Genomic DNA, 16294 nt, shown 5'->3' with positions numbered 1-16294 from the left:
TCCCCGCAGGCGGGGCGAGGGGATGCGCGCAGATGGCGGCGCTCCGCGTTGCTTGCGACGCCATCTCTGAACGGGGTGGCGCAAGGGAAACGCGCGTGACCACCTTCCCCCTCCCGGGCCTGTCCGCGCCCGCCGAGATCCGGATAGACCGGCACGGCGTGCCGCATATCCGCGCCGCGAGCGCCGACGACGCCTTTCGCGTCCAGGGGTTCAACGCGGCCCGCGACCGGCTGTGGCAGCTCGACCTGTGGCGCAAGCGTGGGCTCGGGCTGCTCGCCGCCGACTTCGGGCCCGGCTACCTCGCGCAGGACCGTGCGGCGCGGCTGTTCCTGTATCGCGGCGACATGGCGGCCGAGTGGGCGGCCTACGGGCATCCGCGCATGAGGACCATCGTCGAGGCCTTCGTCGCCGGCCTGAACGCCTACGTCGCCCTGACGGAGGCGCGGCCCGACCTGCTGCCGCCGGAATTTTCCGCCATGGAGACGCGCCCGAACCGGTGGGCGTCCGAGGACGTGGTCCGCATCCGTAGCCATGCGCTGGTGCGCAACGTGCCCTCCGAGGTCGCCCGCGCCCGGGTGCTAGCCAGGGCCGACGCCGAGACCGACGCGCTGCGCAAGGGTCTCAGCCCACCGCATGCGACGATGCCGCTCGGCGACCTCGACCCGGCGCGGTGGCCGGACGACCTCCTCGACGTGCTCCGCCTCGCCACCGCGCCGGTGGGGTTCGACCCGGCACGGCTGGCCGCCACCCGCGACGCGGCCTGGGCTTGGACTCACGTCGACGCGCACGGGAAGGTCGGCCGCCAGCGGGCCGCGGACGCGCCCGAGCCGCCGGGGGATGGCTCGAACAACTGGGCGGTGGCGCCGTCCCGCACCGCCACCGGGCGGCCGATCCTGGCGAGCGACCCGCACCGCGCCTACGCGCTGCCGTCGCTGCGCTACGTCGTCCACCTCACCGCGCCCGGCCTCGACGTGATCGGGGCCGGCGAGCCGGCGCTGCCCGGCATCAGCATCGGCCACAACGGGACCGCCGCCTTCGGGCTGACCATCGCGCCCTTCGACCAGGAGGACCTGTTCGTCCTCGCCCTCGACCCCGACGACCCGGACCGGTTCCGGTTCGAGGGCGGCTTCGCGCCGATCACCCGCCTGCGCGAGCGCATCTCCGTGCGGGGCGGCGCCGACGAGGAGGTCACCCTCGGCTTCACCCACCACGGCCCGGTGATCTGCGAGGACGCCGCGACACAGACCGCCTTCGCCGTCCGCACGGTCTGGTCCGAGCCCGGGACCGCCGCCTACCTCGCCAGCCTCGGCTATCTCGACGCGGCGACGCCCGAGGCCTTCGGCGCGGCCCTGCGGCATTGGTCGGCGCCCACCGTCAACCAGGTCTACGCCGACGTGAACGGACGGATCGCGTGGTTCACCGCCGGCAAGGCGCCGATCCGCCCGAACTGGGACGGCCTGCTGCCGGTACCGGGCGACGGGCGCTACGCCTGGGCTGGGTTCCACGAGGCCGCCGCCCTGCCGAGCCGGATCGATCCCGAGGCCGGCTTCGTCTACTCGGCCAACGAGATGAACCTGCCCGAGGATTACCCGGCGGAGGCGCGCAAACTCGGGTTCGAGTGGCACGAGCCGTGGCGGGCGCGCCGCATCCGCACGGTGCTGGCGCACCAGCCCGAGCACGGGCTCGCCGACTCGCAGGCGCTCCAGGGCGACGACGTCTCCGAGCCGGCTCTGCGGCTCGCGCACCTCGCCGCGACGCTCGCCGCCCCAGCGGAGGCGGAGGCCCGCCTCGGTGCCGCCCTGCTCGAGACCTTCGACGGGCACCTGCACGCGGCCTCGGGCGCCGCCGCCCTGGTCGAGGTGTTCTGGGTGCACCACCTGCGCCCGGCCCTGCTCCAGGCCCTCGTCCCCGACCCGGACACCCGCCGCCTGCTGCCGCCGGGTGACGCGCAAGCCCTGCTCGACCGCCTGGAAGACCCGCGCCCGCCCCTCGACCGGGCCGAGCGTGACGCCCTGGTGGAGCGGACGCTGGCGGCGGCGTGGCGGGATTGCGCCGCCCGCCTCGGCTCCGATCCGGCGACCTGGGCCTGGGGCTGCCTGCACCACGCCCTATTCACGCACCCGCTCGCCGCGACGGGTTTTGTGAGACCCGACATCCCGCCTTTGCCGATGGGCGGTTCGGGGGCCTGCGTGATGCACGCCGAATACGATCCCGAGGCCTTCCGGATGACGCACGGCGCCTCGTTCCGGATGGTGCTCGACGTCGGCGATTGGGATGCCGGCCTGTTCGTCAACGCCCCCGGCCAGTCGGGCCACCCGGACAGCCCGCACGCCGCCGACCACGCCGAACCCTGGTCCCGGCGGGGCTACCGCCCGCTGCTCTATTCCCGCTCCGCCATCGACGCCGCGACGGAGACGGTGATCACGCTGCTGCCGGGCGCGGCCGATGGTTCATCCGCCCCCTCGCCCTCATCCTGAGGGGCCGGGTCGGGGACATCGTGGAGATGTTGGGTTTCGGCAGCGTCGCTCAGGCGACCGCCGGCGTCCAGCGGCGCAGGGCGAGGTGCGTCGGGAGGAACAGCAGGGTCGGCAGGCCGACCACGAGGCCCGCGAGCCACGCCCAGGCCGGCATCCAGGTCTGCGCCGCGCGGTCGCTCATGCCCCAGACGTAGTTGATGTTGACCGGCGTCAGGCCGGCATCGGGGTTCGGCGGCGGCATCAGGAAGAAGCACACCAGCAGGGTGACGACCGCGAGCGAGGTCCAGGTCGGCAGGGCGCGGCGGTCGTAGCCCAGCCGGCCGACCAGGTAGATCAGCAGGAACGGCAGCCAGCCATGGAAGCCCGACAGGCCGCGCAGGAATAGGGATGTGCTGCCATCGAACATGTAGGCGGTCATCCCGGTGATCGGCCGGCCGACGGCGGTGCCGGCGAAGTCGAGCACCCACAGCAGCTGCGGCGCGACGAGGCCGACCGCGCACATCGCCACCAGCAGTGCGCTCTCCAACCAGATCCCGGCCAAGGCGATCAGCAGCGACTGGTCGCAGAAATACAGGAAGTTCGTCGGCCCGTAGAACCACAGGTAGGTCGGCACGAGGATGGCCACGAAGGCGGTGTAGGCGACCTTCACCGGCATCGGGATGCGCCGGCGCGGCGCGGGCGTGCTCGTTTGGAGGTCGGACATCGGATCGTCTCGGCTGGCGAAAGAGTGGGGCGCGAAGGGATCTGCGACCCGTGCGGCCCGGCCGTGGGCCGCGCGGGTCGAGCAAAGCGTCGGTCCGTGTCCCGTCAGTCCTTGCCGACCGACATCAGCAGGCGCTCGGTCTTGGCGTCCTCGATGCGGTTCACCATGCGGCGGCCCTCGTGCACGTCGCGCACCGTCTTCGTCGCGGTGATGCAGGACTGGACCAGCATGACCACGCCCATGGCGAGGTAGCCCTTGATCCAGATGTCCACCGGCAGGAACAGGATTCCGCAGGCCACCATCGCGGCCGAGCCGAGGAACGCGGCATAGGTGAAGGTGACCCAGGCGCCGGAATGCTGCGTGGTCTCGTTGTTCATGACACTCTCCTGAGGATGGGCTGGGGGAGGGGGAGGGGCTTGGGGCGTTCGATGAGTCAGGCGGCCGGGGCGAGGCCGGCCTTACGGCGCAGGCGTTCCAGCACGTCGCCGCCGGTGGGGTGGGTGCGGGGGCCGAACCCCTCGCGCGCGAGGCGCTCCGTGATGTCGGCGCCGTCGAGCTCGGACAGCGCGGCTTCGGTGTCGCTCGCCTCGGCCTGGAGGGCGCGCAGGCGCGCCAGGGTCGCCTCGGCTTCGCGCAGCGTCGCCGTGTCGGCGCGGCCGGTCTGCGCCGACAGGCGCCGCACGGCCTCGGTGGCGCCCGCGACCCGGCGGCCGCGCTCCAACTCCGCCTGCCGGCGGGTGGCGTCGGCGACGGTGGCGCGGATGCGGGCGACCTCGGCGGCGAACCGCGTGCGGGCTTCCGCGATCGCCCGGCGCTCGGCCTCGAGCTCGGCGATGGCCTCGGCGGCGTCGCTTGCCAGGTCGTCGCGCCCGGCGCCGAGCGCAGCGACGGCGCGGCCTTCGAGGTCGGCGGCCCGGGTGTCGATCTCGGCGGCGCGGCGGGCCTCGGCCTGGTCTCCGGCGATCGCCAGGGCCAGCGCCCGGCGGCTTCGCTCCAGCGCGGCGCGGGTCTCGCGGATCTGCTGGTCGAGGATCAGCAAGGCGTTGCGGTCGTAGAGGTCTTCGGTGGCCCGGGCGACGTTCCCCCGCGCCAGGATGTTGTGCAACTTGAGCATGGTGTGGCTCCTGCCGTATGAACATCGTTCACAACAGGAATGTCCCACGATCATGAACAGCGTTCAAGTGCGATTTTGCACGTCGTACAAATTGCTGTTGCGAGGCGCGGCGTGACCGGGGCAGACGCCGACGCGAAGCCGTTGAAAGCGGAGGCACGCCGTGCTGCCTTGCGCAAACTGCTCATCGCAGCGGCCGAGCGTCGGATCTCCGAGGACGGCTTGGGCGCCCTGCGCGCGCGCGACCTCGCAGCGGACGCAGGCTGCGCACTTGGGGCGATCTACGGCGCCTTTCCGGACCTCGACGCGCTGATCCTGGAGGTGAATCTGCGCACGCTGGCCCTGTTCGAGGCCGCGCTCGGGTCCGATGGCGGCGGGTTCGACGTGACGGATGCGGCGGACGAACTTGTCCGGCTGGGCCAAGCCTACCTTGCCTTCGCACAGAGCCACGGGAAGCGTTGGCGCGCGCTGTTCCAGCACCAGTTCGCGGACGGGCGCCGCCCGCCGGACGGCTACGTGGCCGAGCAGGCGCGCCTGTTCCACCGCATCGAGGCGCCATTGCAGGCTCTGCGCCCGGACCTCTCGGCGCAAGAGCGCGTGCTGCTGGCCCGCAGCCTGTTCTCGGCGACGCACGGCATCGTCATGCTCGGCCTCGACGCGCGCCTGATGGCGCTGCCGCCCGCGGTGGTAGGCCCCCAGCTCGACCTGCTGATTCGCGCGATGGCGACGGGGCTCGCGAGCCGTGCCTAGTGGGGTATCGCGCCGCTTTGGTCCGCTGCCGGGGCCTTTATGTACCGGTCCATCCACGTGAGCGTCGCGGGCACCCGCCGGGCCTTTCTCAACCGGCGGTCGCCGACGTGAGCGCTCGGCCCCGCCCCCGCGCTTGCGCGACGCCGCGGACGGCCTCCACAGCGTCGGCTCGGCTCGCATCGCAGGGCAACAGGGTCCAGAGCCGGAGAAGCTGGCTGAGCGCCGCCATCTCGCGTGATACGGCGGATGCGCCGAAGATCGTCGGAACCGTGCCGCCGAGCGCCTCCGCGAGGCGGCTCAGGTCCTCGTTGTCCTGCCGAGTCTGGCTGGGCTCGGTTTGCATCGACGGTCGCCTCCGACTGGCCATGCGACCGCAGGCATTCTGGTATTCCGCATACAAGACGCTTTTGTCGCAACCCGCAACCTATGGTCGAAACACGACGTTGTGAGTTCAGTTTGTGTCGACGAATTTGGGCTTCGAAGACCGCACGATGGCGATAGACGACAGGCCCACAGACGACACCATGATCGACGCCTGCCTGAGGCTGCACGAGATCGTCCGCAAGATCGGGACACCGGAGATGGTGTTGATCTCGCGCCTGCTGCTCTTTCAGGCCGGGCTGCAGATCGCGGATGCGATCAAGGCCGACGAGGCGCGCGACCCGTTCAGCGAGCGCTGACCCTTCAAAACAACCGGACTTACCCGCGCCCTCACCTTGAGGTTTCCGCTTCGCGAAAGCGCCTCGGGAAGGATGCGGGTGGAACCGTCGTTTTGTCGGTCGTCGCGCGCGGCCGCGGCGTAACCGGCCCCGAGGTCGATCCGCCTTCAATCGGTCTTGCCGTCGAGCCCGAGCCAGTGCCGGCCGTCGCGGGCCAGAAGGTCGTCGGCGGCCTTCGGGCCGGGGGTGCCGGCGGCGTAATCCTCCACCGGGGCAGTCTTCCAGGCCTCGAGCAGCGGCTCGACCGCGGCCCAGCCGGCCTCGATGTTGTCGGCGCGCTGGAACAGCGTCGCGTCCCCGGTCATGCAATCGTAGAGCAGGGTCTCGTAGCCGACGTTCGGCTGGTTCTTGAAGAAGTCGGCGTACTTGAACCCCATCGTCACCCGGCCGATCTGCATCTGCGGCCCGGGCACCTTGACGTTCAGCTCGGTGCCGGCGCCGTGGTCGGGGTCGATGGTGATCCGCATCACGTTGGGGCTCAGCTCGGCCACCGGCGTGTCGGCGAACAGCTGGAACGGCGCCGGCTTGAACAGGATCGCGATCTCGGTGCGGCGGCCGGTCATGCGCTTGCCGGTGCGGACGTAGAACGGCACGCCGGCCCAGCGCCAGTTGTCGATCTCGAGCTTCAGGGCGACGTAGGTCTCGGTGGTGGAATCCTTCGCCACGTGCGGCTCTTCCCGGTAGCCGACCACCGGCTTCCCTTCGAGCGTGCCGGCGACGTACTGGCCGCGCACCGCGTGGTCGGGTCGGATCGGCTTGACGGCCTGCGCGAGCTTCGCCTTCTCGCCGCGCACGTCCTCGGCGGAAAACGAGTTCGGCGGCTCCATCGCCACCATGCAGAGCAGCTGGAACATGTGGTTGGGCACCATGTCCCGCAGCGCGCCGGTGGGCTCGTAGAACCCGCCACGCTCCTCCACGCCCACGGTCTCGCCGGCGGTGATCTGGATGCTATCGACGTATTCGCGCCGCCAGACCGGCTCCAGCATGCCGTTGGCGAAGCGCAACGCCATGATCGACTGCACGGTCTCCTTACCCAGGAAGTGGTCGATCCGGTAGAACTGGCTCTCGTCGGCCTGTTTCAGGATCTGGGCATTCAGAGCCTTGGCGGAGGCGAGGTCGGAGCCGAACGGCTTCTCGATCACCACCCGTCGGAAGGCGTCGTCCGCCTGCTTGAGCAGGCCCGCTCGCCCGAGCCCGTCGACGAGGCTGCCGAAGAAGCGCGGCGCCACCGCGAGGTAGAACACCACGTTGCCCGAGACCTTGCCCTTCAGCGCCTCGAAGGTTCCGGCGTCCTCGAAGTCGCCTTTGAGGAAGTGGATGCGCTCGCGGATGAAGCCCCAGCTCTTCGGGTCGATCCGGTCGGCGTGGAACTCGGAGCCGGGGTCCTTGCTCAAGGTCTCCATCGAGGTGGTGAGTTCGGTGCGCAGGCCCTCGTCGCTGCCGTCGTTGTGATCGACGCCGAGGATCGTGAAGCCCGGATCGAGCAGGCCCGAGCCGGCGAGGTTGTAGAGCGAGGGCATCAGCAGGCGCTTGGTCAGGTCGCCGGCCGCGCCGAAGATCACCAGCGTGCAGGGCGGCGCCGGCTTCGTGCCGCAGGCGGCATGGTCCTTCAGGGGCGCGTCGTGTGTCGGCTCGGGCATCGGCGTCGTCCGGTTCTTCGACGCGATGGTGCGTCGCGGCATTCGATCGCACGACAACCGGCGAGCGGCATGGCCGTTCCGGCGGAGACGCGATCGTGTGGAGGGAGGTGTGGACCCTCACCCCCGCCGGCGCAGCACCACGCCCGGCAGCGGGCAGGCGGCCGGGACGACCGCGAGGACGACCGAACTCGGGCACAGGGCGCGGCAGCCGAGCGCGGCGTCGATCTGGTCGCGGCCGCAGGCGGTCGCGTCGCAGAACCGCCCAAGATCCTCGCAGGTCGCCAGGAACCGGCCCGCTCCGGGTCGCGCGTGCAGGTCGGCGGCGCCGACGGGGCCAGAGAGGACGAGGAGGGCGGCGAGGCCGAGCCGGATCATGGGTGCGCCTTCCCAGCGGCGGACGGAGCCGTGGCGTAGCATGGCGGCGCGCGGCGCCCTATGGCATGGACGCGACAGGCGAAACGCGATCCGGACCCCGACGTGCTCGACATCCGCGGCCTCTCCAAGACCTATGCCGACGGCACCCAGGCGCTCGCGGGCGTCGACCTGTCGGTGGAGGCCGGCGAGGTCGTCGCGCTGATCGGCGGTTCGGGCTGCGGCAAGACCACCCTGCTGCGCCTGATCGCCGGCCTCGACCGCGGCAGCGCCGGCACGATCACGCTGGACGGCGAGGGCATCGCCGCGCCCCACGCGAGCGTCGGCCTGGTGTTCCAGGAGCCGCGCCTGCTGCCCTGGCTCGCGGTGGCCGACAACGTCGGCTTCGGCCTCGACGGGGTCCGCCGGCCCGAGCGCCGCGCCCGCATCGCCCACGCGCTGGAGCGGGTGGGGCTGGCCGAGCACGCGACGCGCTGGCCGCGCGACCTGTCGGGCGGGCAGCAGCAGCGGGTCTCGATCGCCCGCGCCTTCGTCGCCCGCCCGCGGGTGCTTTTGCTCGACGAGCCGTTCTCGGCGCTCGACGCCTTCACCCGCAAGGACCTGCACGGGCACCTGCTCGCCCTCTGGGCCGAGACGCGCCCGACCATCCTCATCGTCACCCACGACGTCGGCGAGGCGGTGGCGCTCGCCGACCGCGCCGTGGTGATGCGCCCCAAGCCCGGCCGCCTCGACGAGACGGTGCGGCTCGGAAGCCCACGCCCGCGCGACCCCGCCTCGTCGCAGAGCGAGGCTGCGGCCCGCGCGATCCTGGCCGCGCTCGACCGTTCGCTCCGCCCCGCCGAGGCGCAGTCCGCCGCGGCGCCCGCCGGGAACTGGTGGTAGCAGGCGGCACCGGTTGAGCCGTGGGGCAGTTCCCGCTAACCGCGACCGACGACGACCTACGATGGAGGAGACGACGATGGACGCCACCACGCTGCGCGCGCTTCAGGCCCCGCTGAAGGACCAGTACCGCAACACCCCCGACGCCGCCGTCATCACCCTGCGGGCGAAGGGCTCTCTCGACGACACGTCGATCGCCTGCAAGGTCGAGACCGGCCGCGCGCTGGCGGTGGCCGGCCTGCACCCGGCCACCGGCGGCTCGGGCGCCGAGCTGTGCTCGGGCGACATGCTGCTCGAGGCGCTGGTCGCCTGCGCCGGCGTCACGCTGAAGGCCGTCGCCACCGCCCTCGAGATCCCCCTGCGGGCCGGCACCGTGAGCGCCGAGGGCGACCTCGACTTCCGCGGGACGCTGGGCGTCGACAAGGAGGCGCCGGTGGGTTTTCGCGCGATCCGGCTCGCGTTTTCCCTCGACACCGACGCGCCGCAGGAGAAGCTCGACCAGCTGCTCAAGCTCACCGAGCGCTATTGCGTCGTGTTCCAGACGCTGAACCACAAGCCGGAGCTGGCCGTCACCGCCGCCCGCGGCTGATCGGTTCCCCAGACGACGAGGGGCGGCGGAGCCGATGCGCCTCAGCCCGCCGAGACGAGCCAGCACCCGGCCGCGAGGTGCACGGCGCCGTCCTTCGCGTAGGGCAGCAGGGTTTCGGTGACCGCCGCGAGCGCCGCCTGGCGCAGGGGCGGCTCGGCGTCGCGCAGCAGGCGCGAGACCGGGCCGAGTTCGACCGCGACGGCGGCCGCCGCCTCGGCGGCGGCGCGTGCCGAGCCGTCGGCGGCGCGTCCCAACACGAGGTCGCGCACCACCGGCGCGACGGCGACGTCGGAGAAGCCAGCCTCGGCGAGCAGGCGGCGCAGGGCGTCCGCGTCGGCGAAGCGGAACGGGCCGGGGCCCGAGAAGTCCGGCGGGCTCGCGTCCGGCACCAGTGGCAGCACCGCCGCGCGGGGCACGGTGACCCAGGGGTTGTCGGCCATCGCCTGCCAGCACAGGAAGCTCAGGCGTCCCTGCTGCGTCAGCGCCCTGCGGAGGTTGGCGAAGGCGGCGCGCGAATCGGAAAAGAACATCACGCCGAAGCGCGAGATCGCCCGGTCGAACGCCGCGGCGGGGAAATCATGCGTCTCGGCGTCGGCCACGATCAAGTCGACCGGCGCGGCGCCGGCCGGCAGGGGCCGCGCCCGCGCCGCGGCGAGAAGCGGCTCCGACAGGTCGGCGGCGACGACCCGGCCGGTCGCCCCCACCGCCTCGGCCGCGATCAGCGCCGTGGCGCCCGAGCCGCAGCCCACGTCGAGGACGCGCTCGCCCAGTCGCAGGGCAGCGGCGGAAAACAGTGCCTCGGTCAGCGGCGCGAACACGGAATCGAGCACGCCCTGGCTGCGCGCCCAGCGCTGGCCGACCGCGCCGTTCCAGTATTCGGCCTGGGTCATCGTGGCCGTCGTGGTGGCCGTCATGGCATGCTCCGCCGCTCAGCGATCCGGGCAGCATCTTGCACGGCGGGCGCCCGCCGTCAGCAGGGCGCCTGCCTTGCAGGATGCCGCCGGCCCCGCGCGCCTCAGGCCGCCGACCCCCGAGCCCGCGCGGCCAGCAGTTCCGCCGCGACGTCGGGCAGAACCCGGTCGCCCGGGGTGTAGCCGTGCACGTCGTCGACGGATTTGAAGCCGTCGAGGGCAAGCTGCATCGGGCAGAGCGTGGGGCCTCGCCGGATGGATCCTCGCCGGCCCCGTTGTTCAGGCGGCTCACCTCGCGGAAGCCCGCCGGCGGTGCCGAGGGCTGGGCTCCGGCCTCAACGCCGGGGGCCGCCCCCGGGGCCGCCGAACCCGCCTGGCCCGCCGCCTGGTCCACCCGATCCACCGGGTCCGCCGAAGCCCCCCAGGCCGCCGCCCGGAGCGCCGAAGCCTCCGGGACCCCCAACGCTTCCGGGACCTCCAAAGCCTCCGGGTCCGCCACGGCCGCCGCCGAACCCGCCCGGTCCCGTCCGAGTGTCGATGCCGAACCCGCCACCTGCTCCATTGCCAGGCCCGTTCCCCGGTCCGTTGCCGGCTCCGAGACCGCCGCGTTCGCGAAATCCGTCCGGCCCGCGGCCAGGCAGGCCCCGGCCGTCGATCCGGTCCGGCGCGCGTTCGAAGAGCAGGTTTCGGTCCGGCCCGGTGCCGCGGTCGTCGAGGCGCAGCGCCTCGACGGTGAGGCGCCCGTCGGCGGCCGGCCGCGTCGTGAGCACGGCGCGGACGCTGCCGCGACGCGGGACCGCGGCATCCGGCTGCCCGGCCACCTCGAGGCCGGACCCGAGCGTCATACCGCCTCGACTGCGGCCGACATAGGCCTCAACCGAGACCCGGCTCAGGCCGGGCGGGAATTGCAGGGTGTCGCTCGCGCGCGCTACCTTGAGCACGCCGCCCGTCGCCTCGCCGGCGACCGCGGCCCGGCGGCCGACGGGCAGGGTGTCGGCGCCCGCGAGCCGCAGGTGCCCGATCACCAAGTGCCCGTCGCGGTCGCGGCGGACCGGGCCGGCGACGCGGGCGGGGCCGTCCGCCTGCCTCTCGATCAGGCTGGCGACGACGCCGCCGTCCGGCCTGCGCAGGCCCGACACCGCGACCCGGTCGCCTACCGCCCAGCGCCCGGCGATTCCCGCTGCGGCGATGCGCTGGCCGAGGACCATGAGGTTCCCGCCGCGCACCGATTCCACCGGCCCGACCACCTCGCGCGTCACGTCGATCCGCCGTGTCGCGAGGCCGCCCGCGTCGGCGTGGGCAACGACGTGGACCACGTGCCCGACCCTCAGGTCGGCGGCGTGCGCCGGCACCCCGTCGATGCGCACGTTGACGTCGTCGGGATAGGCGATGCGCAGGTCGTTGACGACGATCGAGCCGAAGCGGCGGATCGTGCCGATCACCCCCGTGCCCCCGATGCCGCGGTCACCCTCACCCGGGATGTCGTCGGGACGCGCCCCGGTGCCGCCGATTCCTTGGTCGCGCGGCGCCTCCTGCGGCACCGCGCGCACCGGAATCAGCGCGGCGCCGGCGAGCAGCCGCAGCACGAGGCGGCGGGTGGGGGCGGCGCGATGCATCATGCGCCTGGTCCCGGAACGCGTGGACGCGACGACCGAACCTCGTGCTGCGCCTCTCGCGACTGCCCCGGCGGCGTTCTCACGCCTCGGCCTCCGACGAAGCCGGCAAAGCATCGTCTGCGGGGAAGGCGTCCCCGGCCGGCGGTACGGCCTCGGCGTAGACGTAGAGTCCGAAATTCCAGCGGTGGGACCCGCCGGGGTCGGCGGCACAGGCGGCGTGGGCCTCGCGGTTGGCCTGGGTCAGCGCCGCCATCGCGATCTCCCTGGCGCGCGCCTCCAGCCGAAGCGCCAGCTCTTCCGACAGCCCGTCGTAATGCACTGCGCGCTCGAGGAAGCGCGGCGCGTCGCTGAGGATGTTGGCGACCGAGGCCGCGATGTGGTCGTGGAGGTTGCGCCCGAAATCGTAGAGCTGCGGCTCGGCGCCGCCGCGGGGCACGTAGGCCGCCTCCGCCAGGACGATCCGGTCCTCGCCGTCGAGGCTGGCGATCCCGCGGTCGAGCCACTCGTCCAGCACCGCGCGGGGGCGCAGGTCGCGGGTCACGCCGGCGACCAGCGCCTCGAAGGAGGGGCCGTCCTCGCCCGCGCGCCGCAGCGCCAGCGGCCGTCCGTCCGGGTCGGTGAAGGCCGGGTCGGCGAGCCAGCGGGCGATGATCCGGCTCGTCCGCGAGACCACCGCCGGCACTGCGCTCACCGGAGCCCCGGCGCCGCGCAGACGTCGCACCTCCTTGCGGTGGATGCCGGTGAGCAGCGAGACGCGGCTGTCTGTCTGCTCCTTGCCCTGAAGCGCGAAGTCGTACTCGGCGACGTTGACGTAGAGTTCCCGCAGTAGGTTCGTCAGCGCCGGGAAGGTGATGCCGCGCGCCACGAACAGCCGCACCAGCGGCCGCAGCAGGCGCGCCACCGGCGCGTGCAGGCTGGTTCCCTCGCCGGTGTCGTTGATGGTCTCGGACATCAGATCAGCATGACCACGGGATGTGTGGGACACAATCCCACAGAGTACGCGAACGCACGTCGGCACAGCCATTTCGCGTTGACGTGGGAATTTTACACACATAGGTTTGCAGCGTGGTCAAATTTCCCACACCATCAGGACCGGCGAAGACGATGCGCGACACCAGGCATGCCTTCGTCGGCCGGCATATGGCGCCCCTGAACGCGGCCCGGCGCTCCGAGCGCGGGACCGCGACCGGGCCGGACCTCTCGCGGCACGGCCGGCTCGCCGCCTGCCTTGTCGCCCTGGCCCTGCCCACCTTCGCGATCGTCGCCGCGGACACGGCCCACCGCGTCGCGCCCTCGGGGGCGACGCAGGCCGCAGCCTCAGGATCCCCTTCCCGACGAGCTGCGGCGTTCGACGGCGTCTCCCGGGCCGGCAGCCCGGTCTGGGAGACGCTTCTCACCCTCCATCGGGATACCATCCGATGATTCCCGCCATCGCAAGGTCGCAAGCCATGCCGACCAACCACCGATCCTCCTGCGGCGGGGCTCCCATCCTCGACCTCGCCCTCTGCATGATCCTCGCCGTCCTCGTCGTCGGCCTGCTGATGCTGGCGCTCTGAGCGCGGGCCCTTCCTGGACGCTCGACGGAGCCGCACATCCTCTCACTTCTCCGCGCTCGCCACGCGCGAAGCGGGCGTTGGCGACCTTGTCGACTGAACCGTGCGCGACCTGTTACGACGCCAATCGCGCCAGCGAAGCCGGCTTCGGGCTGGTGCGCGCCGGCTCGGTCGACTGGTTCCGATCCTCGGTCTTCGCCCGCCCGTCATGGGGCACCGCGCGAGAACGGGCGCCAAGGCCGCACCTGTGTCCCGTTTGCATCGATCCAGCCGTCGCATCCGCATTCTCGCGTTACGCACAGCGTTAACCTTTCGTTAAGGGGGTGATTGCCGTCGGGGCCTCGGCGTGAGAGCTTTCGTTAACGAGAGCTTAACGGGTTGGGCCACGGCGATGCGGTTCGCGATTTCGACGGTTCGGGCGGTGTCGGCGCCCCGTCTGCGCAAGGCCCTCGCCGGCCTCGCCGTGACGGCCGGACTGGCCTTCGCCGTCGCCCCGGCCGTGGCGCAGACCCTGGCCTCGCTGCCCGCCCCCACCTTGGCCGCCGAGCCGGTCGGCGCCGCCAAGCCGATCCTCGCCTGGGTCGGCTTCTGCCAGGGCTACCCGGCCGAGTGCGCGGTGAACGCCGCCGAGCCCGCCCGCATCGCGATGACCCCCGCGATCTGGAACACGATCCAGACGATCAACCGCCGGGTCAACAAGTCGATCGTCGCGATCACCGACATGGACCACCTCGGGGTGCCGGACCGCTGGGACCTTGCCGAGGACGGCTCGGGCGATTGCGAGGACTTCCAGTTGCTCAAGCGCAGCCTGCTCGCCCGCGCCGGCCTGCCGCGCCGCGCCATGCGGATGACCGTGGTCATCGACGAGAAGGGCGAGGGCCACGCCGTCCTCACCCTGATCACCGATCGCGGCGACCTCGTGCTCGACAACAAGACCAGCCAGATCCTGCCCTGGCACCGCACCGGCTACACCTTCATCAAGCGCGAAAGCCAGGACGCCGTCGCCTGGGTGTCGCTCGGCGGCGTCACCTCGCCTGTCACCACCGCCAACCGCTGAAAACCGGCCTCTCGTCCCGAAACGGGACGCAGCGCACGACAGCACGTTGATGAAATCTTCACCGCGTCGGCGCGAGACTCCGGGATCGGAGCCGCCCACCACGACGCGCCCATGATCTCCCATCCCTTCCCGAAACCGTTGCTCGCCGCAGGGCTGGCCATCGCGCTCGCCACTGGACTGCTCGCTGCCGCGAGCCCGGTGAAGGCCGGCGAGGCCGGGACGCGCTACGCCTCCTGGCACGGCTGCCTCGACCGCCACTTCGGGTTGCAAGCCACGATCGGAAGCCGCCCGCTCGCCGCCGACGCGGCGATCGGCGCCTGCCGCGAACCGGAGAGGGCCTACCTTTCCGCCCTCGCAGCCTCGCCGCTGCTCGATGCCGACGACGCGCAGCAAGCCCGCGCCGCCCTGGTCGCGCAAGCCCGCGCCCGCTTGCTCGGACGGCGCGCGGCTCTTTAGGCCGACAGGCATTTCACAAAATCAGTCTTGGATCATCAGTCTTGGACCAGATCGCTCTTGAGCGCACGGCATCCGCGACGCGTGATCCAGACACCACAAAGCATCCGGCTGCCTCTTGAGAATCCAAAAGCCCGGCTCACGACGGGCCGGGCTTCGGGAATTTCGGGCCGGTCCTGTCCGTACCCTTACGCGGCGTCGGCCTTGCGGGTCTGGCTGCCCTTCACGGCGGAGGTCGCCGCCTTGCGGCCGCGGCGGGCGGGGGCGGCGGGCGCCTCCTCGATGTCCTCGGGCGCTTCGGCGGCGGCCGCGCGGCCGGGCTGACCGAGGCCGAGGCTCTTGGCGAGCGCGGAGCGCTGGGCCGAATAGTTCGCTGAGGTGGTCGGATAGTCGGCGGGCAGGCCGTAACGCTCGCGGTAGCTGTGCGGGTCGAGGCCGTGCTTGGTCAGGTGGCGCTTCAGCGTCTTGTAGGACTTGCCGTCGATGAAGCTGACCAGCCCGTCGGGGCGGATCGACTTGCGGATCTGAGCGGTGCTGGGCTTCTCGACCGCCTCGGTGGTGACGGGAGCCGTGCCGGAGCCGACGTTGTTCAGCGCCTCATGGATGCTCGCGATCAGCGCCGGCAATTCGGTGATGGGGACGGAGTTGTTCGATACATAGGCCGCGACGACGTCGACGGTCCGCTCGATATAGTCGTTGCTCGTCTGCGCCGACACTGCAGTTTCAGACATCCGTACGTTCCTTGCCTATTTTCTGACGAAAACCCCAAGCGCAGGAATTATGATGTTTGCCAGAGAAAGCAAGGATGTCCACGGCGTTATCCGGGCTCAACATATGATCATATGTGTGTTTTGCCTGCCGAGTGCGCAGCGTATCCGTGCAACCGGCCTGGTGCGCCCAGCATTGCCTCACTGAGCGCCGCGCGAAATCTGCGCATCCGCGGCAGCGCAGATTTCGCTTTCGCCCGAGACCGTTACCGGACGCCAACATCGGGTCGAGACGGTGCCGAAATGCTGGATGTCGGCATCTTGTTCGGTCTGCACCCTATCCGTTGCCTGGATGTCCATACCACAGCGTAACGCAATGGTGGACAAAATTGTCGCACCAAGATGATGTGATCGCCATATTTTGAATTCGCTCGTACCAGTACAGAAGTACTAAGTAACAGTTTCGTGTACGAAGTGTGGTCGCCGGGAACGGGAGCGCCGCCGCGGATTATTCGACTGCGTCGTCCGTGACGAGGGCGGGCTCGGTCAGCATTGCGCTCGGCCTGGATGAGGCCACGCAACATCGATCGATCCAGCTAGACGGCTTGGCTCGCCAGGCATCGTCGATGCGCCTCAGGGTCGACATCGAAGTCCTGCACGGGCATGTTCCGTGATCAGCAAGTCACGGGACAAGCCCTGATCTGCTGGTCATCGCATGTCCTCGAAGCGAGCCGACATCCACAGCGCCGGAAGTGCT

The 16294-nt window shown here is 71.5% G+C and carries 19 protein-coding genes; 8 read left to right on the top strand and 11 right to left on the bottom strand.

What is annotated here, in order from left to right; translation table 11 throughout:
- The first annotated feature begins 95 nt into the window (after positions 1–95).
- A complete protein-coding gene (locus FV226_RS05780; protein ID WP_246691509.1) occupies positions 96–2477 on the top strand; it encodes a penicillin acylase family protein in 2382 nt (793 codons plus the stop codon).
- Positions 2478–2526: 49 nt separating this feature from the next.
- Here FV226_RS05780 and FV226_RS05775 read toward each other — a convergent pair whose 3' ends face one another.
- The 3 genes from FV226_RS05775 to FV226_RS05765 form a co-directional block, all read right to left on the bottom strand.
- Positions 2527–3180, bottom strand: a complete 654-nt coding sequence (locus tag FV226_RS05775; RefSeq protein WP_147762145.1) for a hypothetical protein — start codon at positions 3178–3180, stop codon at positions 2527–2529.
- Positions 3181–3284: 104 nt separating this feature from the next.
- Positions 3285–3557, bottom strand: a complete 273-nt coding sequence (locus FV226_RS05770; protein ID WP_147729665.1) for a YiaA/YiaB family inner membrane protein — start codon at positions 3555–3557, stop codon at positions 3285–3287.
- Positions 3558–3613: 56 nt separating this feature from the next.
- Positions 3614–4294 (bottom strand): PspA/IM30 family protein, encoded by a 681-nt coding sequence (locus FV226_RS05765; protein WP_147762144.1) that lies wholly within the window; start codon positions 4292–4294, stop codon positions 3614–3616.
- Between the two features lie 168 nt (positions 4295–4462).
- Between FV226_RS05765 and FV226_RS05760 the strand changes: the two genes are divergently transcribed.
- Positions 4463–5041, top strand: coding sequence for a WHG domain-containing protein (locus FV226_RS05760; RefSeq protein WP_246691508.1), 579 nt, complete (start codon positions 4463–4465; stop codon positions 5039–5041).
- 88 nt (positions 5042–5129) lie between these two features.
- Here FV226_RS05760 and FV226_RS05755 read toward each other — a convergent pair whose 3' ends face one another.
- Positions 5130–5384, bottom strand: a complete 255-nt coding sequence (locus FV226_RS05755; RefSeq protein WP_147762143.1) for a hypothetical protein — start codon at positions 5382–5384, stop codon at positions 5130–5132.
- Between the two features lie 148 nt (positions 5385–5532).
- Between FV226_RS05755 and FV226_RS05750 the strand changes: the two genes are divergently transcribed.
- A complete protein-coding gene (locus FV226_RS05750) occupies positions 5533–5721 on the top strand; it encodes a hypothetical protein (RefSeq protein ID WP_147762142.1) in 189 nt (62 codons plus the stop codon).
- A gap of 146 nt (positions 5722–5867) precedes the next feature.
- Here FV226_RS05750 and zwf read toward each other — a convergent pair whose 3' ends face one another.
- Positions 5868–7400: a glucose-6-phosphate dehydrogenase gene (gene zwf / locus FV226_RS05745; protein ID WP_147762141.1), complete on the bottom strand. Its 1533-nt coding sequence runs from the start codon at positions 7398–7400 to the stop codon at positions 5868–5870.
- A gap of 117 nt (positions 7401–7517) precedes the next feature.
- Positions 7518–7775, bottom strand: coding sequence for a hypothetical protein (locus FV226_RS05740; protein ID WP_147762140.1), 258 nt, complete (start codon positions 7773–7775; stop codon positions 7518–7520).
- 102 nt (positions 7776–7877) lie between these two features.
- Here FV226_RS05740 and FV226_RS05735 point away from each other — a divergent pair, with 102 nt between their 5' ends.
- Both FV226_RS05735 and FV226_RS05730 read left to right on the top strand, forming a co-directional pair.
- On the top strand, positions 7878–8654 hold the full coding sequence (locus FV226_RS05735; RefSeq protein ID WP_147762139.1) for an ABC transporter ATP-binding protein: 777 nt from the start codon (positions 7878–7880) through the stop codon (positions 8652–8654).
- 76 nt (positions 8655–8730) lie between these two features.
- On the top strand, positions 8731–9240 hold the full coding sequence (locus tag FV226_RS05730; RefSeq protein WP_147762138.1) for an OsmC family protein: 510 nt from the start codon (positions 8731–8733) through the stop codon (positions 9238–9240).
- 41 nt (positions 9241–9281) lie between these two features.
- Here FV226_RS05730 and FV226_RS05725 read toward each other — a convergent pair whose 3' ends face one another.
- The 4 genes from FV226_RS05725 to FV226_RS05715 all read right to left on the bottom strand — a co-directional run bounded on the left by FV226_RS05725 (position 9282) and on the right by FV226_RS05715 (position 12719).
- Positions 9282–10154 carry a methyltransferase domain-containing protein gene (locus tag FV226_RS05725; RefSeq protein ID WP_246691507.1) on the bottom strand — a complete coding sequence of 291 codons (873 nt, stop codon included), beginning with the start codon at positions 10152–10154 and terminating at the stop codon, positions 9282–9284.
- 101 nt (positions 10155–10255) lie between these two features.
- Complete coding sequence (locus FV226_RS28900; protein ID WP_281406023.1) at positions 10256–10381, bottom strand: hypothetical protein; 126 nt, start codon at positions 10379–10381, stop codon at positions 10256–10258.
- A 105-nt stretch (positions 10382–10486) separates the two neighbouring features.
- Positions 10487–11770 carry a DUF5666 domain-containing protein gene (locus FV226_RS05720; protein WP_348644087.1) on the bottom strand — a complete coding sequence of 428 codons (1284 nt, stop codon included), beginning with the start codon at positions 11768–11770 and terminating at the stop codon, positions 10487–10489.
- Between the two features lie 76 nt (positions 11771–11846).
- Positions 11847–12719 (bottom strand): DUF6502 family protein, encoded by an 873-nt coding sequence (locus FV226_RS05715; protein WP_147762137.1) that lies wholly within the window; start codon positions 12717–12719, stop codon positions 11847–11849.
- 152 nt (positions 12720–12871) lie between these two features.
- Between FV226_RS05715 and FV226_RS05710 the strand changes: the two genes are divergently transcribed.
- The 3 genes from FV226_RS05710 (at position 12872) to FV226_RS05700 (ending at position 14833) form a co-directional block, all read left to right on the top strand.
- Positions 12872–13189: a hypothetical protein gene (locus FV226_RS05710; RefSeq protein WP_147762136.1), complete on the top strand. Its 318-nt coding sequence runs from the start codon at positions 12872–12874 to the stop codon at positions 13187–13189.
- 522 nt (positions 13190–13711) lie between these two features.
- Positions 13712–14377 carry a transglutaminase-like cysteine peptidase gene (locus FV226_RS05705; RefSeq protein WP_147762135.1) on the top strand — a complete coding sequence of 222 codons (666 nt, stop codon included), beginning with the start codon at positions 13712–13714 and terminating at the stop codon, positions 14375–14377.
- Between the two features lie 111 nt (positions 14378–14488).
- Entirely contained in the window at positions 14489–14833 is a 345-nt protein-coding gene (locus tag FV226_RS05700) for a hypothetical protein (RefSeq protein WP_147753058.1), read from the top strand.
- A gap of 185 nt (positions 14834–15018) precedes the next feature.
- On the opposite strand, the gene FV226_RS05695 is transcribed toward FV226_RS05700, so the two are convergent.
- Positions 15019–15561 carry a MucR family transcriptional regulator gene (locus tag FV226_RS05695; RefSeq protein WP_147762134.1) on the bottom strand — a complete coding sequence of 181 codons (543 nt, stop codon included), beginning with the start codon at positions 15559–15561 and terminating at the stop codon, positions 15019–15021.
- Between the last annotated feature and the right edge of the window lie 733 nt (positions 15562–16294).

This window comes from Methylobacterium sp. WL12 (assembly GCF_008039475.1).
Classification (GTDB): domain Bacteria; phylum Pseudomonadota; class Alphaproteobacteria; order Rhizobiales; family Beijerinckiaceae; genus Methylobacterium; species Methylobacterium cerastii.
Note: the sequence above shows the minus strand (reverse complement) of the source record. Positions and strands in the feature narration are given on the sequence as shown.